Raw genomic sequence first — 19,885 nt, 5'->3', positions numbered from 1 at the left:
CATCGCCATTCCATCGCTGAACCGCGCGGGAGAGCGTCCGATTCGTCGCCAGACGGACCGGGCCGCCGAAGGAGCAACCGACCCCGGAATCTCTCAGGCATCAGGGACCGCGCGGGTTCGATAGCGATGCTCTGGAAAGCGCCTTGATGGCCACCGAAGGGGGAAGCGCGGCCCGGCCTGCGCGAAGCTCTCAGGTTTTCCGACAGAGGGGGTCCGCCGGGCAATTCCGCCCGCTAAGGACCCGTATCTTGAGCGATTTCGAAACTGGCGAAGACACGGTCGAAACCGGCACCTTGCCGCTCGACGCATGGCACCGCGCGCAAGGCGCCCGGATGGTGGAATTCGCCGGCTACCACATGCCGATCCAGTACGAAGGGATCATCGCCGAACACCTCTGGACCCGCGAGAACGCGGGCCTGTTCGACGTGTCGCACATGGGCCAGCTGATGGTCAGCGGAGCTGGCGCGGCAGAGGCGCTGGAAAAGCTGATGCCGGGCGATTTCTCGGCGTTGGGCGAAGGGCGCATGCGCTATTCCCTGCTGCTCGACGAGGACGGCGGCATCATCGACGACCTGATGGTGACGAACACTGGCGGGCACCTGGCGCTGGTGGTCAACGGCGCCTGCAAGTGGGAAGACTTCGGGTTCCTGCGCGAACATCTGCCCGACGACATCACGCTGACCCATCACGAGGACCAGGCGCTGGTCGCGCTGCAGGGTCCGAAGGCGGTCGATGCGCTGTCCCGCCTCGTGCCGATGGCCGCGGATCTCAAGTTCATGCAGTCAGGGCTTGCCGATTGGGACGGCGTTCCGCTCTACATCAGCCGCTCCGGCTATACGGGCGAAGACGGTTACGAGATTTCGCTGCCCGCAGATGCGGCGGAGAAGTTCGCCGAAGCGCTTGTCGCGATGGACGAGGTCAAGCCTATCGGACTGGGCGCGCGCGACAGCCTGCGGCTGGAAGCGGGGCTGCCGCTCTACGGCCACGACCTGACCACGGCGAGCGACCCGGTCACCAGCGGCCTGACTTTCGCTATTTCGAAGCGCCGGCGCACCGAGGGCGGCTTCCACGGGGCGGAGCGCATCCTCGACCTGCTCGCAAATGGCGGGCCAACTAGGCGCGTCGGCCTCGCGCTCGAAGGTCGCATGGCCGCTCGCGAAGGCGCCAGGGTCTACGCGGGCGAGCGCGAAATCGGCACCGTCACCAGCGGCGGTTTCTCGCCCACCCTGGAACACCCGATCGCCATGGCGCAGGTCGACGCGGCGCATGCCGAGACCGGTACCGCGCTGGAAGTGGAGCAGCGCGGCAAGCGCCTACCCGCGACCGTCGTAAAATTGCCCTTCGTCCCCCCCAAATACGTCCGCTGAGGAGCACGCAATGACCCGTTACTTCACCGATGAACACGAATGGATCGACGTCGACGGCGATGTCGGCACGGTCGGCATCACCGACTACGCGCAGAGCCAGTTGGGCGACATCACCTTCGTCGAGCTTCCGGGCGCGGGCGACCAGCTGAAGAAAGGCGACGCGCCTTGCGTGGTCGAAAGCGTCAAGGCGGCGAGCGACGTCTACGCCCCGATCAGCGGCGAGGTGACCGAAGCCAACGCCGCGCTCGACGAGGAGCCGGAACTGGTCAACTCCGCCCCCGAAAGCGACGGCTGGCTGTTCAAGGTCAAAATGTCCGACGCGTCCGAGCTCGACGGGCTGATGGACGAAGCGAAGTACAAGGACTTCGTCAGCTCTCTCTAACCCGCAATTGCCGGAACCTGACATGCGATATCTTCCCCTGACCGCCGAAAACCGCGCCGAAATGCTCGGTGTGATCGGTGCCGATACGGTCGACGACCTGTTCACCGACGTGCCCGAGGCCGCCCGGCTGAAAGGTCCGATCGAAGGCCTGCCCCCGCATGCGAGCGAGCTTGCGGTGGAACGGCACATGACGCGGCTGGCGGCCAAGAACCTTTCGGCAGGGGCCGCGCCCTTCTTCCTCGGCGCGGGGGCTTATCGCCACCACGTCCCGGCCAGCGTCGACCACCTGATCCAGCGCGGCGAGTTCCTGACGGCCTACACGCCCTACCAGCCGGAAATTGCGCAGGGCACCCTGCAGGTGTTGTTCGAATTCCAGACGCAGGTCGCGCGGCTGTTCGGCACCGATATCGCCAACGCCTCGCTCTACGACGGCTCGACCGCCTGCTGGGAAGCGATCGCGATGGCGGGGCGGATTACGCGGCGCAAGAAGGCGGTGCTGTCGGGCGCCTTGCACCCGCATTACGTCGCGACGATCAAGACGATGGCGAAGTTCACCGGCGACGAGATTGCCGATGCGCAGCCTACCGTGGCGCCCGAACCCGACGAGGCCGGGCTGATCGGCCGGATTGACGACGCGACCGCCGCCGTGGTGGTGCAGTATCCCGACATACTCGGCCGGATCGGCAACCTCCAGACAATCGCCGATGCCGCGCACGCGAAGGGCGCGCTGCTGATCGCGGTGGTCACGGAACCCGTGGCGCTCGGCCTGATCGAGGCGCCGGGCAAGCTGGGCGCCGATATCGTGGTGGGCGAGGGGCAGTCGCTCGGCGTCGGCCTGAACTTCGGCGGGCCCTATCTCGGCCTGTTCGGTTGCCGCGAGAAATTCGTCCGCCAGATGCCGGGAAGGCTCTGTGGAGAAACTGTGGATGCGCAGGGCAAGCGCAGCTTCGTGCTGACGCTCTCGACCCGTGAGCAGCATATCCGCCGTGAAAAGGCGACGAGCAACATTTGCACGAATTCAGGGCTTTGTGCGCTGGCTTTCAGCATTCACATCACCTTGCTCGGCGGAACGGGCCTCGCCAGACTGGCGAAGACCAATCATCTGCGGGCACGGCAATTGGCGGACCGCCTGTCGGCTATCCCGGGCGTCGAAGTGGTCAACAGGACGTATTTCAACGAATTTTGCGTCAAGCTGCCGACCGACGCGCGCGAGGTCGTGCGGGCGCTGGCGGATCGCCGGATCCTGGGCGGGGTGTCACTCGGCCGGCTCTATCCGGATTACGAGGCGATCCACGGCGGGCTGCTCGTGACCGCCACCGAAACGACGACCACCGAAGATATCGAGGCGCTGGCCGGCGCACTCGAGGATATCCTTGCGGGAGAGGCAGCATGAACGCCGTGAATCCCTCGGGCTGGCGCCCGGCTGCTCCCGCCCGCGCCGATGACGCCCCCGACAGCCCGACCGCCACCGGCGACCGCGGGCTGATGCTGGAAGAAAAGTTGATCTTCGAACTCGGCGGCTGGGACCAGACCGGCGTCGATATCGAGGATGTGGAAGGCGAGGTGCTGGGCAGCCTGTCGGGCCACCTGCGTGCCGAAAAGCCGGCTTTGCCGGGCCTCAGCGAGCCGGAGACGGTGCGCCATTACACGCGCCTCAGCCGGCAGAATTATGCCATCGACCTCGGCCCGTTCCCGCTGGGCAGTTGCACGATGAAGCACAACCCGCGGCTCAACGAGAAGATCGCGCGCCTGCCGGGCTTTGCCGACATCCACCCGCTGCAGCCGACGGGCACGGTGCAGGGTGCGCTAGAATGCATCAACGAGCTGGCGTTCTGGCTGATGGACCTGACCGGCATGCACGGCGTCGCGATGAGCCCGAAGGCCGGCGCCCATGGCGAGCTGTGCGGCATATTGTGCATCCGCGCCGCGCTGGAAGCGCGCGGCGATCCGCGCGAGGTGGTGTTGGTGCCGGAAAGCGCGCACGGCACCAATCCCGCCACCGCCGCCTTCGCCAACTACCGTGTGGAGGCGATCCCGGCGACCAAGGAGGGCCGCGTCGACTTGGCCGCGCTGAAGGACCGGCTCGGCCCCGATGTCGCGGCGGTGATGATCACCAACCCCAACACCTGCGGCTTGTTCGAGCCGGACATGAAGGCGATTTCCGATGCGGTCCACGAAGCCGGCGGCTTCGTCTATTGCGACGGTGCGAACTTCAACGCCATCGTCGGCAAGGTCCGCCCCGGCGACCTCGGCATCGATGCGATGCACATCAACCTGCACAAGACCTTTTCCACCCCGCACGGCGGCGGCGGACCGGGTTCGGGCCCGGTCGTGCTGTCCGAAGCGCTGAGCCCGTTCGGTCCGCTACCCTACACCGCGCGGACGAAGGACGGCGTGGTGCATCTGGTCGAAGAAGAGCAGGCCGACGCATTCTCCGACGAACATTTCGGCGGCGTCATGCGCAGCTTCGGCCGCATGGCGGCGTTCCACGGGCAGATGGGGATGTTCACCCGCGCGCTGACCTACATGCTCAGCCACGGTGCGGACGGGCTTGCCCGCGTGGCGGAAGACAGCGTGCTCAACGCCAATTACATCCTGCGCAGCCTCGAAGACCTGCTCGATGCGCCCTATGCGCACAGCGGCCCGTGCATGCACGAGGCACTGTTCAGCGATGCGGGACTGGCGGAAGGTTTCTCGACGCTGGATATCGCCAAGGGACTGATCGACGAGGGGTTCCACCCGATGACGGTCTATTTCCCGCTGGTGGTCCACGGCGCGATGCTGGTCGAGCCGACCGAGACCGAAAGCAAGGACGGGCTCGACCGGCTGATCGTGGCGCTGCGCAGCGTGGCGGAGCGGGCGAAAGCAGGCGACGAGGCGCTGCATTCCGCGCCGCATTTCACGCCGCGTCGCCGGGTCGACGAAACGCAGGCTGCCCGCAAGCCGGTGCTGGTGTGGAATGGCGACCCCGCGCCGTCCGGCCAGCCGGTGCCGAGCGAGATCGGCGGGCGATAGGCGACGCCGGGCGCGCGGTCAGTCGATCGCGCGCTCGCCGGCCCTGCCGACCGACTGGATATCCTCTCCGAGGCCCTTCACCGTATTACAGGCTGGGGCAGTGAGGGCGAGGCCGGTCGCGGCCAGGACGAGGACGAATCGACGCATTGGAAACTCCAAAAACAAAGGCCCGCGCCTTTAACCGGCGCGGGCCTTGATTTTCGCTGAATGATCGCGGCGATCAGTCGATGACTTCTTCGCCGGCCTCACCCACGGATTCCACGTCCTGGCCGAGGCCCTTGACGGTGTTGCAGGCGCTGGCGGTCAGCGCGAGGCCGGTGGCGGCGACGATGATTACGAACTTGCGCATGGTGTTCTCCTTGCACGACCGGCACATCGCCGACCGTCATGATCCCACCAAACGCTTGTTCCGCCGCCAAAGTTCCTGTTTGAATGCATCGGGACCCGCAAACGGGCGTGGAGAGGTGCGATGGACGAGATGCTGAGCTTCGATGCTTTCCTGCGGCACTGGAGCGGGGAGAAGCCCGATGCGGTCGCGCTGGAGCAGGACGGCCGCACGCAAAGCTGGCGCGAGCTCGAGGACAACACCGCCCGGTTCGCGGCGATGCTGGCGGAGCGGGGCCTCGCAAAAGGCGACCGGATCGCCTGGCTCGGCAAGAATTCCGACCTCTACTTTACCCTGTTCTACGGCGCGGCAAGGCTCGGCGTCGTGATGGCGCCGGTGGGCTGGCGACTCGCGCCTGCTGAGGTGCGCTACATCCTCGAAGACACCGGCGCGAAACTGCTCTTCACCTGCGAGGATTGCAGCGGCGCGGCGGAAAAGGCGGTCGAGGGGATTGCGGACGCGCCCGCCATCATCCCGCCTGCCGAGGCATGGCAGGCAATCGGCAAAGCCGCCCGCACCGATTTCGTCCCGGCCGGCCCGGACGATGCGGTGCTGCAGCTCTACACCTCCGGCACCACCGGCAAGCCGAAGGGCGCGGTGCTTTCCAACCGCAACCTCTTCGCCCTGCGCCTGCCGGGCGAGGAGGCGGGGGTGCCGTGGGCGATCTGGGAGGAGGACGAGGCGATCCTCGTCTGCATGCCTTGCGCGCATATCGGCGGCACCGGGCTCGGCGTGATGGCGATGAGCGCGGGCAAGCGGGCGCTCGTGCAGTCGGAATTCAATCCGGAGAGGGTGCTCGACAGCTTCTCCCAAGGGATCACCCGCCTGTTCATCGTGCCCGCCGCCTTGCAGATGGTCGTCCAGCATCCGCGCGCAAAAGAGACCGACTTTTCCGCCGTGCGCTTCGTCATGTACGGTGCCGCGCCGATCCCGCTCGAACTGCTGCGCGAGGCGGTGCGGACCATCCCCAATGCCGGCTTCGTGCAGGTCTACGGAATGACCGAGACGACCGGCACGATCAGCGCCTTGCCGCCGGAGGATCACACGCTGGAGGGCAACAAGCGCATGCGCAGCGCGGGCAAGGCCGTACCGGGCGCGGCGATGATGATCGTCGGCGAGGACGGCGAGGAATTGCCGCGCGGCGAAATCGGCGAATTGCTGATCAAGTCACCCAGCAACATGCTGGAATACTGGGGCAAACCCGACGCGACTGCAGAGGCGCTGAAAGGCGGCTGGATGCACACCGGCGATGCCGCCTACATGGACGAAGACGGCTATGTTTATATCCAGGACCGCATCAAGGACATGATCATCTCAGGCGGGGAGAACGTGTATCCCGCCGAAGTGGAAAGCGCGATCTACGGCCACCCGGCCATCGCCGAAGTCGCCGTGATCGGGGTGCCGGACGAAAAGTGGGGCGAGGCGGTCAAGGCCTGCGTCGTGTGCAAGCCCGGGCACGACCTGACCGAAGCGGACGTGATCGCCTATGCCCGCGAGCAGGTGGCGGCCTACAAGGTGCCGAAATCGGTCGACCTGATCGCGGAGATGCCGCGCAACCCCTCGGGCAAGATCCTCCGCCGGGAATTGCGCGCACCCTATTGGGAAGGGCGCGACCGGCAGGTCAACTGACCGGTTCGGCAGGCTTCCGGCGGGCGATCTGCCGTTCGCGGTAGAAGATCACGAGCCCGGCGAGGATGATGAGCGGCGCGCCGATCCACAAGGTGGAGGGCGGCACGCGGCCGAAGATGGCAAAACCGTAAATCGTCGCCCAGATCAGCGACGTGTAATCCATCACGATGATCGTCGCCGCGCTGCCGAAGCGCAGCGAGCTCGTCAGCAACACCTGCGCCAGCGCGCCGCAAAGCGCCATGGCGAGGATGATGCCCCACGTCGCGGGATCGTGTGCCGTCGCCACGAAGGGCAGGGCGAGCGCGGCGATGGGCGCGGTCAGCGCGGTGAACCAGAAGATGATGCTCCAAGGGCTCTCCGTGGTATTGAGGTCCTGGATCTGCAACGAGATCAGGGCGACGAACAGCGCGGCGATCAGGCCGATGGCGGCGCCGAACGGGTCGATCGCACCGCTGCCGCCCGGCTGCAGCACGATGAGCACACCGGCGAAGCCGATCGCGACGGCGGCCCAGCGATAGAGGCCGATCCGCTCGCGAAACAGCACCAGCGACAACAGCACGGCGAACATGGGTGTGGTGAAGCTGATCGTGGTCGCCTCCGCCAGCGGGAGCAGGATGACGGCGCCGTAGACGAAGAACATGCCAATGAGGCCGAGCAAGGCGCGCCGGGCGTGGGCACCGAACCGCTTCGTACGCACGGTGGCGAGCCGTCCCGCCAGCAGCAGGCCGCCGCCGACCAGCGCGACCGTGATGGCCTGTCGCCAGAAGATAAGCTCAGCCAGATGCGCACCGCGCTGCTGCGCCAGCTTCACCAGCATTGACATGGTCGCCAGGCTCAACGCCGTGGCAAGGCGCAGGAACAGCGCCAGCATCGGTCGGGGGCGGGCGATCGATCCGTCCATGGCGCCCGCCTTAGGGCAGGCGGGGGCAGGCGCAAGCCTGCACGTGGCCATTGCCGCCGGGGCCGCGTGCCACCATATGGCCGGCGCGATGCAGGCCGTGACCGATCATTTCCGCTTTGCGAGCGATGCCGAGGAGATTGCGTGGCTGGCGCTCGCCTGCCTGCTGCTGGCCATCCTTGCGCTGGTCGCGGATCGCCGCCGCCTGAAGCGCAAGCGCATCGACAGCGTCGGCTGGATGCCGTGGAACGGGATTTTCTTTGCTGCCGCCTTTGCCGCCGCCGGGCTGGGTGCCGCGGCGGCGAAAGGCTTGCTCGCGCCCTAGAGGCAGGCTTCCAGGAATGCCTGGTCGAAACCGTACTGGCGGGCCTTTTCCAGCGTGTAGGGACGCAGGCCGGACGAGCGGTATTCGCCGACGATCTTGCCGTCGTCGCCCTCGTCCAGATATTCGAACTTGAACAGTTCCTGCGTCACGATGACTTCGCCTTCCATCCCGATCACTTCGGTGATGTTGGTCGTGCGGCGCGAACCGTCGCGAAGGCGCTTCACCTGCACGATCAGGTCGACCGATTCGGCGATCTGGCGCGAAATGGCTTCCTTCGGGATCTTGATGTCGCCCATCAGGATCATGTTTTCCATACGGCCGAGGCATTCGCGCGGGCTGTTGGCGTGCAGCGTACACATCGAACCGTCGTGACCCGTGTTCATGGCGGCGAGCAGGTCGAAACATTCCGCCCCGCGGATTTCGCCCAGGATGATGCGGTCGGGTCGCATACGCAGGGCGTTCTTCACGAGGTCGCCGATGGTAATGGCGCCCTGGCCTTCAAGGTTCGGCGGACGGGTTTCCAGCGGCAGCCAGTGCGGCTGCTGCAGGCGAAGTTCGGCCGCATCTTCGATGGTCAGCACGCGCTCGCCCGGGTCGATCATCTTCGACAGGGCGTTGAGCATGGTCGTCTTGCCCGAGCCCGTACCGCCGGAAATTACGATGTTCATCCGGCTGGCGCCAGCAATCTTCAGCGCGGTCGCCATCTTCTCGCTCATCGAGCCGAAGCCCTTGAGCATGTCGATCGTGATTGGCTTTTCGGAAAACTTACGGATCGAGATCGCCGTGCCCTTGAGCGACAGCGGCGGGACGATGACGTTGACGCGGCTGCCGTCCTTCAGGCGGGCGTCGGCCAGCGGCGTGGTCTGGTCGACGCGGCGGCCGACCTGGTTCACGATGCGCTGCGCGATCTGGAACAGGTGGTTCTCGTCGCGGAAACGGATCGGGGCAATCGTCAGCTTGCCCTTCTTTTCGATGTAGGTCTGGTCCGGGCCGTTGACCATGATATCCGACACGTCGGGATCGTTCAGCAGCTCTTCGAGCGGGCCGAAGCCGAGCAGCTCGTCGATCAGCACCTTTTCCAGCGCGAACTGTTCGCGCCGGTTCAGCGTGACCTTCAGTTCCGCCAGCACTTCCATGATGATCGGGCGGAATTCTTCCGACAGCTCGTCCTTGGTCAGCGTGGCTGCCGCTTCGGGATCGACGCGTTCAAGCAGGCGCGGAAGCACCTGTTCCTTGATCTTGTGGACGCTGGCTTCGAAGCCGCCGATTTCCTGCTGTTCGTGAATGGCGTTGGCGCGGTCGGCCAGACGCGTCATCGCATCGGCCTGGTCCGCCTTGCCGCCGCTGGACGGCGCCGCTTCGCCTTCCCCGGGCAGAGGAGGGAATTGCTCGCCACCGGGGGGCGGGACGGAATCGCCGCGATCGGGGATGCCGCCCTTCATGGGCTTGGCGACACCGAAGCTCGGCCGGGACCCGGCACCCAAGCCGCTTGCTCCACCCTTGCGTCCAAATGCGCTCATCGTTCCCTGTCTCCCCGGCCGGATACGACCCGTGACGCCCGACGGTCATGGCCGGGCCCTGTTACGCCGGCTGTGGTAGGCAGGAATGGTAAACAAACCGGAAATCGCCTTGGAAACGCGCATTTACGATTTACCGGGGGTTTTACACCGCGTTAACCACGCCCCGCCTAGGAAACGGCTGTATCTGCGGTGCGCGCGCGAGCGGGCATGCGCGAGCACGGGAAAGGGGCGGCTGCGCTTCGATGCGACGTTTGCTTGCAAATTTCGGATGGCTTTCGGGCGAGATGCTGGCCCGGCTTTTCGCCGGACTTGCGGTCATGACGCTGGTCGCCCGCGCGCTCGGCCCGGCGGGGTTCGGTGCCTATAGCTGGGCCATCGGGCTTGCCGTGCTGGTCCTGCCGCTGGCCCGCTTCGGCATGGAGCCGGTGGTGATGCGCCGCATTGCCGCTGCTCCGGACAAGGGGCGTTCGATCCTGCGTGCCGCGATGGGAGTGACCGTGCCCGCCATGCTCCTTGCCGCCGTGGTCGGCGCCGCGCTTTTCGCGATGCGCACGCCGCCGGAGGGTGTGACCGCAACCATCGTCGCCATTGCGTTGGTGGCCGTGCTGGTAAGCCCGGGGGAAAGCTTCGCCACGGCGGTCAAGGCCCGCGAACAGGTCGGCCGTTTCGCCGCGATGCGCATTGCCGTGATCGTCGCAATCGCGGCGGTGACGGCGTGGGCGGCGATAGAGGCGCCCTCGCTGGAAGCCATGGTGGCGCTGCGCAGCGCAGAGGCCGTTCTGGCGGCCGTCGCCGGGATCGCCGCATGGCTGATGCTTTCGCCGATAATGCCTGCGTCCCGCCCGCAACCGGATGCGCGCGCCCTTTCGCGCGAAGGGTTCCCCCTGATGATCGCCACGCTGTGCATGGCCGGGGTCATGCGGGTGGACCAGCTGATGCTCGGCTGGATGGTGGGCGAGGCGGAACTCGGTCAATACGGGCTGGCGGCGCGCCTTGCGGAGCTTGCGTGGTTCGTTCCTGTCGTCCTTCAGGCGACGCTAACGTCGGCCACGGTGCGCAACCATGCGGATCCGGCGATCGATTTCGAAACCTTCTCGCAGCGAGTTCTCGACATTTTCGCGCTGGCCGCATGGCCGGTCGTCGCCGTTACCGCGTTGGGCTGCGCGCTGCTGCTGGTGCCGGTGTTCGGAGCCGTTTACGCCCCGGCGCTGGCGATGGTCCTGACCCTCAGTGCCGCAACCCCGCTTTATTTCCTCTATTTCGCCTTCGGGACGCTGCTGACGGTGCGCGGGCTGGTGTGGCAGTCGGCCGGCGCGGCCGCCCTGGCTGCAGCAGTCAACATCGCGCTCAACGCGGTGCTGATCCCGCTGTGGGGCTGGGCCGGCGCGGCGATTGCCACGTGGTTCGCGTTCCTGTTCGCGACGATCGTCGCGGCAATGCTGTTTCCGGAGACCCGCGCGTGGACGGCCCGGCTGGTTCGCGCGCTAGACCCGGTATCCGCCTCGCGGCGCCTGTGGGCGCTGTACGGCGCGCAATTGCGGGAGGCACTGTCATGAGCGGCACACCACGGATCAGCGTCATCACCGCCAATTTCAATGCACTCGCAGGGCTCAAGGCCACAGTCGCCAGCGTCGCCGAGCAGACCTATGCGGATATCGAGCACATCGTCGTCGACGGCGGATCGACCGATGGCACGGTCGAATTCCTCAAATCGCTCGGCAAGGATGTGACCTGGATCAGCGAACCCGACGAGGGGATCGGCGACGCTTTGCGCAAGGGCGTGGAACTTGCCAGTGGCGATTATGTGGTAGTCCTGCAGGCCGAGGATCATTTTATCGATCGTGAGGCATTGGCGTCGGCCGCCGTCCATCTCGAGGGCGAGGAACTGGTTTCCTTTCCCGTCATCCTCCGCGGCGAACATCGCGATCAGCTCTTGCCGGCCGGGACGCTGGGGATGCGGAGCTTCTTCTTCATGCCTGTTCCTCATCAGGGGCTTTTCGCGAAGCTCTGCCTTTTCAAGAGGATCGGGAATTTCGATCCTGCCTACCGGATCGCGGTCGATTACGATTGGCTGGTCAGGGCCCGGCGCGCCGGCGCGGTTTGCAAGCCAGTAGATATGCCGCTGTCGATCATGCCGGAAACCGGAATAAGTACCCGGTCGGATTGGCCGACGCTGGCAAAACGATTGTTGGAAGTGAAAGGCCTTCATTTACGCCATTCGAACCTGCCGATGCGGTTGTTCTATCGTGGCTGGTGGGCGCTTTATGCGACTTACAAGCGCATTCGGGCTGCCTGATGGCCGAACCGCGCATCACCTTTGTCCTTCCGTTCTACAACGAAGCGGATTTTATCGCGGACACTCTTGCCAGCCTGGCCGCACAGGCATGCGGGGACTTCGAGCTGGTGCTTGTCGATAATGGTTCAACCGACGGGTCGGTCGCCATTGCAAAGGCAGAACTCGATCGATCGCCGCGGTTGCGCGGGCGTTTCGTGTCGGAGCCGTCGCCGGGCAAGACCAACGCGCTTGTCGCAGGGATGGCTGTCGCTACGCATGAATTTGTCGGCACGCTGGACGCCGACACATTCTACCCGCCCGACTACGTCGAAAGGCTGCTCGCCGCTTTCGATGCCAACCCCGACGCCGCCATGGTGATCGGTATTAACACCGGCTCCGACCAGCGTCGTTCGCAGGTCTCGCCGAGCAAGCGGATGCAGATCGCATTGTGGCCGCGCAAATGCCACGGCGGGGGGTGTGCGCAAGCCTTCCGGCGCGACGCGCTGGAGCAGGCGGGCGGCTTCGATCCGGCGCGCTGGCCGTTTGTGCTGGAAGACCACGAAATCGTCTGCCGCGTGCGCGAATACGGCGGCATTGCCTATGATCCGCGCCTCGTTTGCCGTGCTTCGGACCGGCGCAGCGATCGCAGCGACGCGCACTGGAACCGGCTGGAGAGACTGCTCTACAAGCTGGTTCCCGCCGGCCGCGAAAGCTGGTTCTTCGACAAATTCCTGCGCCGCCGTTTCGCGAAGCGTGGCCTATCGAACCTGCAACTACGCAATCAGGCCTGGAAAGCGGGCGAAGGCAGCGCGTAAACGGCAAAGGTCTCGCGCGCCGCGCGGGGCCAGCTGTAATGTTCGGTCGCGACCTTCGCTGCATTACGGGTAAAGTCCGAACGCTCAGCCTCGCTCCATTCCGCGACTGCCTCGATCTGCGCTCTCCACTTTGCGGCATCGCCGGGCGGCAGAAGGAACCCGGTCTCACCGTCACGCACGGCGCTGGTCAGGCCGCCGGTTCGCGCGGCAAGGACCACGCCGCCGCACGCGGCCGCTTCCGGCGCGACGAGGCCGAACCCTTCGAATTCGCCGTTCGCAAGCTCGATATTGGGCACGATGACGCACAGCGCCCGGCCATAGGCGCGGGCGAGCTTGGCCTGGTCGAGCCCGCCAAGGAAACGCACGCGCGCGTGTCGGGTCACGAAGGCTTCTTCATCCTTCCAGCCGGTCCCCGCCACGGCGAGCGTGAAGCGCTCCGGCAGCAGCGGCAGGACCTCGCGCACGAACCACCCGCAACCCTTGCGGGTGACGAGGCGGCCGGCGAAAAGGATTTCGTCGGTGTGTTGTTCGGGTTCCTGAGGCGCGCGCAGATCCGTCCCCAACGGCACGATCGCCGCGACGTGCCAGCCCAGTCCGCGGGCCGCCTCCGCCGTAGTATCCGAATTGGCCACCACCGCTGCGCGCCGTCCCAGAAGCCGCGCACCTAGCCTTTGGTAAGCGCCGTAAGCCTTGCCGAGAAAGCCCCCGCGCGCAGGGTAGGATACGTCCGTACCATGGGCGGAAAGCACCACCTGCCGTCCCGGCGCGAACAGCTTTGCCAGCAGGCCGAGCGGCCAGATCGCCATGTCGCCGAGATGCAGCACTTCGGGCACGGTGTCGCGCGCGAACCAGCGGCGCAAAACGGTAAAGGGGAAGCCGAGCAAGGCCGCTGCGGAGGGCGGTGAACCGTCGTCGCGGCCGGGCAGGGCGACCACTTCGACCGGCTCTATGCCGGCAAGCTCCTCGCTGAGGCGGTGACTGTAGGTCTCCATCCCGCCGATCGCGGGTGCCCACTTGCGGGTCACGAACAGGATGCGCGGCGCGGTCATCAATAGTTGGTGTAGAGCGCCCCGTCGGGCCACGCAAAGGCCGGGCGCGGCAAATGGTCTCCCCAGCGCAAGGTCGCGGGCGCCTGCGCAGACACCGCATGTTCGCCGCGCTGCAAGACGACCGTCCGGCCCGGTGCATGGGTCTGGCCGTCGACGGTGACGGCGGAGCCCTCGACGGTGTAGGTGCCCGGTACCAGCACCTCGATCCGCCCCGTCCCCGGACCGATCCGCTTGCCGGCCACGAAGACCTTGCCCCAGTGGCGGATGTAACTGTCGCGCAAGGCCGCGGTATCTTCGCCCAGCAGTGTCAATTCGCCGTCCCTTGCCGGATCGAAATTCTCCATCGCCGGGCCTTCGCGCAGCAGGAAGGGGACGACGCGCTGCTCCATCGCCATGCGATAGCTCGGCACGCCTCCGGCGCGATAGCCCGACAGGCCCCAGCCGCTCGCGAAGTGATGCACCGCGCGGGGGAAGGGGCCGACGAAAGCGGCATCGTCGATATAGGTGACAGACTCGGGGAAAATCTCGGCGATCCCCGCGTGCACGGTGCGCTGGTCGCGCAGGACCTGGCGGTTTTCCGAGAGGGAGAGGGCAAGCGCATTGAGCGCCAGCACGGCAGCGACGGGCGCAAGGCCATAACGCGTCTGCATCCAGTCCGCCCCGGCCGCGGCGACCATCATCGCAGGCGGCAGCGCAAAGACGTAGTAATAGGGAAAGGCGTTGCGATAGATCGCGACGGCCAGCAGCGGCACGAGGCACGCGGCGAGGAAGGGCAGGGCCTGCCGGCACCGCTGCCACAGGACGACAGCGCCGGCGAGCAACATGATCGTGAGGATCGGTGCGGTCAGCAGCTGGTCGGCGAGATAGCCGCCTTGCGGGAACAGCCCGCCATCGAACATGCGTTCGGCAGACGAGGCTGCCATCGCAACCAACGGACCGGCAGCCCCTGTCGCGATCAGGGCGACGAGGCCCAGGCCTGCCGCCACTGCCGCAGCGGGCATCAGGAGACGCAGGGGCAGGCTGTCCCGGCGCCACCACAGGGCGGCAAGGATTGCGGGCGCATAGAGGACGCTCTTGATCGTGGCGATCATTGCAAGGGCGAAGAGAAGCGCGGCGCCCACCAGCGCGGGCAAGCGAAGCGGCCGGGTGAGGACCACCCACAGCACGCCCATCAGCAGGCTTGCCGCAATCATGTCGGCGCGCAGGGCGAAGGCGTGGAGGAACACGTGTCCCCCGCCGATATAGGACATCGCCGCCAGCAGTGCGGCATTGCGGCTGGCAAAGCGGCGGGCGAGGTCGAAGATCACGGCAGCGGTGAGCAGTTCGAACGGCAGGATCAGCGCCCGGATGGCCAAGATGTGGTCGATGGCACCACCGGGCAAGCCTGGCACCCAGCCGAACAGGTAGACATAGGGCACCTGCAGGACCGGCACCGGCTCGCCGCGCAGCCACTGGTGGATCTGGCCGAAACCGAAGAATTCGTCCCAGTTCACGCTTTTGGCGAAAATCAGTTCGACCTGCATGGCCAAGATAGCGAGGCCGCAGGCCATGGCGAGCGTGCGCCCGTCGGCGAGCCAGGCGGGGAGGCTGAAGGTCGGACGCCGGGCGATTGCGGTCTGCATGCGCCTATCCCGTGGCCGACCGGCGCGGGTGTTCATCGGAGGAGTCAGAGAAGGCCTTTGCCTGCGCATCGACCTTCTCGCGCAGTTGCCGGATCTCGAGCAGGTTCGCCTCGAGCAGCTTGCGGTTGGCGGCAACCAGGTCGGCCAGCACTCCGAGGATGCACAGGAGCACCCCGATGACGAGCAGCGCCCCGCCCATCACGATCGACTGGATGTGCCCGTCACCCTGTCCCTGCAGGTAGAACCACACGAAGCGCAAAAGCGGGACCATCCCCACCAGCGCGACCACGAGGCCGCTGCCAACAAAGGCGCGCAGCGGATTGTACATCGTATAGGCCCGCGCCATTGTGACGCCGGTCTGCATGATAAAGCGCGGCACGCTGCGGAACAGGCGGCTGGGGCGCGGGGTCGCGTGGGTGCGGATCGGCACGCTGGCGATGGCCATGCGCTTGCGCCCGGCCTGAATCAGCATGTCGGTGGTATAGCTGAATTCGGTTGTGATCGTCAGGCGCTGGGCGGCATCGCGGCTGAAGGCGCGAAAGCCGCTGACGGCATCGGTGATGTCGGTGGCGCTGAGCTTGCGCACGGCGGCACTGCCGAGGCGCTGCAGGCGGCGCTTGAAGCCGCCGAAATGCGCGTTCTTCGCCACGCCCCGGTCGCCCACGACGATATCGGCGCGGCCTTCCAGCACCGGCGCGACCAGCAGCGCGATGTCCGCACCTTCGTATTGCCCGTCTGCATCGGTGTTGACGATGACGTCCGCCCCTTGCGCCAGCGCCTCGCGCACCCCGCTCTGGAAGGCGGCGGCAAGGCCCCGGTTGCGGCGATGGCGGACGATGTGATGGACGCCCCAGCGCGCGGCGATGCCGGCGGTGTCGTCGCTCGAACCGTCGTCGATGACGAGATATTCGACCGTGTCGATGCCCGGCACATGGCGGGGCAGGGCCGCCAATGTGGCCGGCAGGTCCTCCGCCTCGTTCAGGCAGGGAATCTGGATGATCAGCTTGGTCATGTGTGCCGCAATTCGCCCCCGTTCGAACCGGCTTTCGCGCATCGGGCTTAAGGAATGGTAAACCATGGCGAGCCGCTGCCACGCGGGCCCGCGCTTGCTTTTGCGCCGCAGCCTGCCAAAGCGCGCGGCATGCAGCAGGACGAACGCAGCGGATTGCTTTTTGCCCTGGCAGGATTTGCCTTCCTGTCGGTGGGCGATGCGATCATCAAGACGATGGCCGGGGCCTGGCCGCCGACCGGGGTTGCGGCGCTGCGCTATACGCTCGGTGCCATCGGTCTCGGCGTGCTGCTGTACCGGCGGGAAGGGGCGGGCGGTTTCCGCCTGCCGCGCCCGGGCGTGCAGCTGATGCGCGGCGCCGGGGTGGCGTTTGCGACGCTCTGCTTCTTCAGCGCGGTGTTCGTGATGCCACTGGCCACCGCAACGGCGATCGTCTTCACCAGCCCGATGCTGACAGCCGTGCTCGCCATCGTGATGCTGGGGGAGGAATCGCGCAAAGAGACGTGGATCTCGCTGGTCACGGGGTTTGCCGGCGTCATGCTGGTGCTGCGCCCTGATCCGGCCGATTTCGACTGGTCTGCGTTGCTGCCGCTGGGCTCCGCCATCGGGATGAGCTTCGTGATGATCGGCAACCGCATGTCCGCCAGATTGGCGAGCCCGCTGGCGATGCAGTTCTCGATCGCCTCGATCGCCGCGCCGATACTGGTGACCGCAGCCCTGCTGGGGGTGGCGAGCGGCCTGCCGGAGCTGGCGATAGGCTGGCCGCAATGGCACGTCGCGCTGCGCTGCGCGGTGGTCGCGGTAACGGCGACGACGGCCCACTGGCTGGTCTATCTCGGCACGACACGCGCCGGGGCGGCCACGGTTGCGCCGATGACCTACGTCCAGATGCTCGTCGCCACGCTGCTCGGTATCGTCCTGTTCGGCGACATTCCAGATTGGCAAACCCTTGTCGGGGCAGCGCTAATTATCGGGGCAGGATTGTACCTGTGGAATGCCGGCCGCTTGCAGTCTGCCAAAATTTCGCCATAAAGCCGGAACCCATCCGGCATTCGGCCATTGTGGTTGGGAACCAACGCAAAGAAACAGGGAGATCCCATGCGTAAATTGATCATGACCTCGATGGCTGCTGCAGCCGCTCTTTCGCTCGCCGCTTGCGCCGAGTCGGAGCAGGAAGCTCAGGAAGACCTGGTTGAGCAGGAAGCTGAATCGCAGGAAGACCTTCTTGAAGAGCAGGCCGACCTCGCCGAAGCACAGGGTGACGAAGCAGCTGAAGAAGCTCTGGATGCCGAAGCTGACGCCATGGGCGAAGCTGGCGACATGAACGAAGACGCTGTCGACGAAGGCGCCATGTAAGCCTTTCGCTTCAAGCGAACAAAAAAGGGGGCGCGGCCAGATGGTCGCGCCCCTTTTTCGTGGCAGGTGCGATTTTGCCGAAGGCCCGACTGAACCGGGTGGACCTCAGGCGTCTTCCAGTTCCTGCTCCCAGCTTTCGAATTCGCTGCGGCTGAGCAGGTAGCGCCAGCGCGCTTCATCGAAAGTGATCAGCTTGTCCCGCACGGCGCGAACGACTTCGGCCTTGCGGCGCTGCGACCAGTGGACGTCGTAGCTGGGCGGCAGCTTGGCCTTCGCGGCGCGGTTCTCACGGCGCTGGGCGGCGGGGCCGCGGATATCGGATACTGATTGCGACATGGGCGAGTGCTCCTTCGTGGTGCCCCCTCGTTTGTCCCCGTTGCATGGGTAATTTCGCCCTAAAGGCCTAACCCTGCCTTTCGCGCTGTGGTTGCAGGCCCGTTTACCGTGCCGCTTCGTCCACGAAAAAGGGCGACCCATGGGGCCGCCCTCTGTCTTTCAGGTCCTGATCGAATCGATCAGCCTTCGACGTGTTCCGCCAAAACGGTAAGACCGTTCTCGCCGACCTCGGCGAAACCGCCGCGGACCTTGATCTCTTCGGGGGCAGCGCCTTCGGTCTTGTAGACCTGGACCGCGCCGTCGCGGATGGTCGACATGAAAGGCGCGTGGCCTTCCAGCACACCGAATTCGCCCTCGCTGCCGGGGACGACGACCATGTGGACGTCTTCCGAACGGACCAGCTTGGCCGGGGTCACCAGTTCGAAGTGAAGGGCCATGTGCCTTACGCCTCGTCCGCCATCTTCTTGGCCTTGGCGACCGCCTGGTCGATGCCGCCGACCATGTAGAAGGCGCTTTCCGGCAGGTGGTCGTACTCGCCATCGACCACGGCCTTGAACGACTTCACCGTGTCTTCCAGCTGGACGAATTCGCCCGGGATGTTGGTGAAGACTTCCGCCACGTGGAACGGCTGCGACAGGAAGCGCTGGATCTTGCGTGCGCGCTGCACGGTCAGCTTGTCCTCTTCCGACAGCTCGTCCATCCCGAGAATGGCGATGATGTCCTGCAGGCTCTTGTACTTCTGCAGCGTTTCCTGGACGCGGCGCGCAGTTTCGTAGTGCTCCTGGCCCACGACGCGCGGTTCGAGCACGCGGCTGGTGGAGTCGAGCGGGTCGACCGCCGGGTAGATGCCCAGCTCCGAAATCGCGCGGCTCAGCGTGGTCGTTGCATCCAAGTGCGCGAACGAGGTGGCCGGTGCAGGGTCGGTAAGGTCGTCGGCGGGAACGTAGATTGCCTGCACCGAGGTGATCGAGCCCTTGGTGGTGGAGGTGATGCGTTCCTGCAAATTACCCATGTCGGTCGACAGGGTCGGCTGGTAGCCCACGGCAGACGGGATACGGCCGAGCAGCGCCGACACTTCCGAACCCGCCTGGGTGAAGCGGAAGATATTGTCGACGAAGAACAGCACGTCCTGGCCTTCCACGTCGCGGAAGTATTCCGCCATGGTCAGGCCCGACAGGGCAACGCGGGCACGCGCGCCCGGAGGCTCGTTCATCTGGCCGAAGACGAGCGCCACCTTGGAACCGTCGGACGTGGCGTTGCCGTCGGCGTCCTTGGCGATAACGCCGGCGTCGAGGAATTCGTGATAGAGGTCGTTCCCTTCGCGGGTACGCTCACCCACGCCGGCGAACACGGACACGCCGCCGTGACCCTTTGCGATGTTGTTGATCAGTTCCTGGATCAGCACGGTCTTGCCCACGCCGGCACCGCCGAACAGGCCGATCTTGCCGCCACGTGCGTACGGGGCGAGAAGGTCGATCACCTTGATGCCCGTGACGAGAATGGCCGCTTCGGTCGACTGGTCGACGAAGAGCGGAGCTTCGGCGTGGATCGGCATGGTCTGCTCGGCACCGATGGGGCCGCGCTCGTCGATCGCCTCGCCGACAACATTCATGATGCGGCCGAGAGTCTTCGGGCCGACCGGCACCGAGATTTGCGAGCCGGTGTTGATCACTTCCTGGCCGCGGGTGAGGCCGTCCGTGCCGTCCATCGCGATGGTGCGCACGGTGTTCTCGCCGAGGTGCTGCGCGACTTCGAGGATCAGCGTGTTGTCGCCGTTCTTCGTTTCGAGCGCGGTAAGGATCGCCGGCAGTTCGCCTTCGAACTGCACGTCGACGACGGCGCCGATGACCTGGGCGATCGTGCCGTTGGTGGTCTGGTTGAGTACGGGGGCGGTGGCCATGT

Annotated in this window: 21 protein-coding genes and 2 riboswitches; of the genes, 11 read left to right on the top strand and 10 right to left on the bottom strand. The window is 66.0% G+C overall.

Annotated elements, in window-relative coordinates:
- Positions 1-16: 16 nt before the first annotated feature.
- Positions 17-120, top strand: a riboswitch (glycine riboswitch).
- 1 nt (position 121) lies between these two features.
- A riboswitch (glycine riboswitch) is annotated at positions 122-216 on the top strand.
- Between the two features lie 32 nt (positions 217-248).
- The 4 genes from gcvT to gcvPB are packed head-to-tail and all read left to right on the top strand — an operon-like array spanning position 249 to position 4,764.
- Entirely contained in the window at positions 249-1,367 is a 1,119-nt protein-coding gene (gene gcvT, locus VCJ71_RS05080; RefSeq protein WP_324639602.1) for a glycine cleavage system aminomethyltransferase GcvT, read from the top strand.
- Positions 1,368-1,377: 10 nt separating this feature from the next.
- Positions 1,378-1,749 (top strand): glycine cleavage system protein GcvH, encoded by a 372-nt coding sequence (gene gcvH / locus VCJ71_RS05075; protein WP_324639601.1) that lies wholly within the window; start codon positions 1,378-1,380, stop codon positions 1,747-1,749.
- A gap of 22 nt (positions 1,750-1,771) precedes the next feature.
- The gene (gene gcvPA, locus VCJ71_RS05070; protein ID WP_324639600.1) at positions 1,772-3,142 is read left to right on the top strand and encodes an aminomethyl-transferring glycine dehydrogenase subunit GcvPA; all 1,371 of its coding nucleotides are present in this window, start codon (positions 1,772-1,774) and stop codon (positions 3,140-3,142) included.
- Positions 3,139-4,764, top strand: coding sequence for an aminomethyl-transferring glycine dehydrogenase subunit GcvPB (gene gcvPB, locus VCJ71_RS05065; protein WP_324639599.1), 1,626 nt, complete (start codon positions 3,139-3,141; stop codon positions 4,762-4,764). Before gcvPA ends, gcvPB begins: the two co-directional genes overlap by 4 nt.
- A gap of 18 nt (positions 4,765-4,782) precedes the next feature.
- Here gcvPB and VCJ71_RS05060 read toward each other — a convergent pair whose 3' ends face one another.
- Together VCJ71_RS05060 and VCJ71_RS05055 are read right to left on the bottom strand one after the other, a co-directional pair.
- Positions 4,783-4,911, bottom strand: coding sequence for an entericidin A/B family lipoprotein (locus tag VCJ71_RS05060; protein WP_324639598.1), 129 nt, complete (start codon positions 4,909-4,911; stop codon positions 4,783-4,785).
- Between the two features lie 73 nt (positions 4,912-4,984).
- On the bottom strand, positions 4,985-5,113 hold the full coding sequence (locus tag VCJ71_RS05055; protein WP_290135590.1) for an entericidin A/B family lipoprotein: 129 nt from the start codon (positions 5,111-5,113) through the stop codon (positions 4,985-4,987).
- 120 nt (positions 5,114-5,233) lie between these two features.
- Here VCJ71_RS05055 and VCJ71_RS05050 point away from each other — a divergent pair, with 120 nt between their 5' ends.
- Positions 5,234-6,778, top strand: coding sequence for a fatty acid--CoA ligase (locus VCJ71_RS05050; protein ID WP_324639594.1), 1,545 nt, complete (start codon positions 5,234-5,236; stop codon positions 6,776-6,778).
- Here the strand turns inward: VCJ71_RS05050 and VCJ71_RS05045 are convergent.
- Complete coding sequence (locus VCJ71_RS05045) at positions 6,771-7,679, bottom strand: DMT family transporter (RefSeq protein ID WP_324639592.1); 909 nt, start codon at positions 7,677-7,679, stop codon at positions 6,771-6,773. The genes VCJ71_RS05050 and VCJ71_RS05045 overlap by 8 nt on opposite strands.
- 43 nt (positions 7,680-7,722) lie before the next feature.
- Here VCJ71_RS05045 and VCJ71_RS05040 point away from each other — a divergent pair, with 43 nt between their 5' ends.
- On the top strand, positions 7,723-8,001 hold the full coding sequence (locus tag VCJ71_RS05040; RefSeq protein WP_324639590.1) for a hypothetical protein: 279 nt from the start codon (positions 7,723-7,725) through the stop codon (positions 7,999-8,001).
- On the opposite strand, the gene VCJ71_RS05035 is transcribed toward VCJ71_RS05040, so the two are convergent.
- Entirely contained in the window at positions 7,998-9,521 is a 1,524-nt protein-coding gene (locus VCJ71_RS05035; RefSeq protein WP_324639588.1) for a CpaF family protein, read from the bottom strand. The two genes, VCJ71_RS05040 and VCJ71_RS05035, sit on opposite strands and share 4 nt — an antisense overlap.
- Before the next feature lie 242 nt (positions 9,522-9,763).
- Here VCJ71_RS05035 and VCJ71_RS05030 point away from each other — a divergent pair, with 242 nt between their 5' ends.
- Genes VCJ71_RS05030 through VCJ71_RS05020 form a run of 3 tightly spaced genes read left to right on the top strand, consistent with a single transcriptional unit; the run spans position 9,764 to position 12,611 of the window.
- Complete coding sequence (locus VCJ71_RS05030) at positions 9,764-11,077, top strand: oligosaccharide flippase family protein (protein WP_324639586.1); 1,314 nt, start codon at positions 9,764-9,766, stop codon at positions 11,075-11,077.
- The gene (locus VCJ71_RS05025) at positions 11,074-11,817 is read left to right on the top strand and encodes a glycosyltransferase family 2 protein (protein ID WP_324639584.1); all 744 of its coding nucleotides are present in this window, start codon (positions 11,074-11,076) and stop codon (positions 11,815-11,817) included. Before VCJ71_RS05030 ends, VCJ71_RS05025 begins: the two co-directional genes overlap by 4 nt.
- Positions 11,817-12,611, top strand: coding sequence for a glycosyltransferase family 2 protein (locus VCJ71_RS05020; protein WP_324640875.1), 795 nt, complete (start codon positions 11,817-11,819; stop codon positions 12,609-12,611). The genes VCJ71_RS05025 and VCJ71_RS05020 overlap by 1 nt, the downstream gene beginning before the upstream one ends.
- Here VCJ71_RS05020 and VCJ71_RS05015 read toward each other — a convergent pair.
- From VCJ71_RS05015 to VCJ71_RS05005, 3 genes are read right to left on the bottom strand one after another with little or no spacing between them, the layout of a single operon-like run.
- Entirely contained in the window at positions 12,578-13,660 is a 1,083-nt protein-coding gene (locus VCJ71_RS05015) for a glycosyltransferase family 4 protein (protein WP_324639582.1), read from the bottom strand. The two genes, VCJ71_RS05020 and VCJ71_RS05015, sit on opposite strands and share 34 nt — an antisense overlap.
- A complete protein-coding gene (locus VCJ71_RS05010) occupies positions 13,660-15,282 on the bottom strand; it encodes a hypothetical protein (RefSeq protein WP_324639581.1) in 1,623 nt (540 codons plus the stop codon). The genes VCJ71_RS05015 and VCJ71_RS05010 overlap by 1 nt, the downstream gene beginning before the upstream one ends.
- Before the next feature lie 4 nt (positions 15,283-15,286).
- A complete protein-coding gene (locus tag VCJ71_RS05005; protein ID WP_324639580.1) occupies positions 15,287-16,294 on the bottom strand; it encodes a glycosyltransferase family 2 protein in 1,008 nt (335 codons plus the stop codon).
- 129 nt (positions 16,295-16,423) lie between these two features.
- Between VCJ71_RS05005 and VCJ71_RS05000 the strand changes: the two genes are divergently transcribed.
- Together VCJ71_RS05000 and VCJ71_RS04995 are read left to right on the top strand one after the other, a co-directional pair.
- On the top strand, positions 16,424-17,323 hold the full coding sequence (locus tag VCJ71_RS05000) for a DMT family transporter (RefSeq protein WP_324639579.1): 900 nt from the start codon (positions 16,424-16,426) through the stop codon (positions 17,321-17,323).
- Between the two features lie 66 nt (positions 17,324-17,389).
- Entirely contained in the window at positions 17,390-17,647 is a 258-nt protein-coding gene (locus tag VCJ71_RS04995) for a hypothetical protein (RefSeq protein ID WP_324639577.1), read from the top strand.
- Positions 17,648-17,752: 105 nt separating this feature from the next.
- On the opposite strand, the gene VCJ71_RS04990 is transcribed toward VCJ71_RS04995, so the two are convergent.
- The 3 genes from VCJ71_RS04990 to atpD all read right to left on the bottom strand — a co-directional run bounded on the left by VCJ71_RS04990 (position 17,753) and on the right by atpD (position 19,883).
- The gene (locus tag VCJ71_RS04990) at positions 17,753-17,983 is read right to left on the bottom strand and encodes a DUF1153 domain-containing protein (RefSeq protein ID WP_324639575.1); all 231 of its coding nucleotides are present in this window, start codon (positions 17,981-17,983) and stop codon (positions 17,753-17,755) included.
- Positions 17,984-18,162: 179 nt separating this feature from the next.
- Positions 18,163-18,420 (bottom strand): ATP synthase F1 subunit epsilon, encoded by a 258-nt coding sequence (locus VCJ71_RS04985; protein ID WP_324639573.1) that lies wholly within the window; start codon positions 18,418-18,420, stop codon positions 18,163-18,165.
- A gap of 5 nt (positions 18,421-18,425) precedes the next feature.
- Positions 18,426-19,883: a F0F1 ATP synthase subunit beta gene (atpD, locus tag VCJ71_RS04980; RefSeq protein ID WP_324639571.1), complete on the bottom strand. Its 1,458-nt coding sequence runs from the start codon at positions 19,881-19,883 to the stop codon at positions 18,426-18,428.
- Between the last annotated feature and the right edge of the window lie 2 nt (positions 19,884-19,885).

The organism is Pseudoblastomonas aquimaris (assembly GCF_035481675.1).
In the GTDB taxonomy this organism is placed as follows: domain Bacteria; phylum Pseudomonadota; class Alphaproteobacteria; order Sphingomonadales; family Sphingomonadaceae; genus Alteriqipengyuania_B.
The sequence above is the reverse complement of the archived record's forward strand: the minus strand, read 5'-3'. Positions and strand labels throughout refer to the sequence as shown.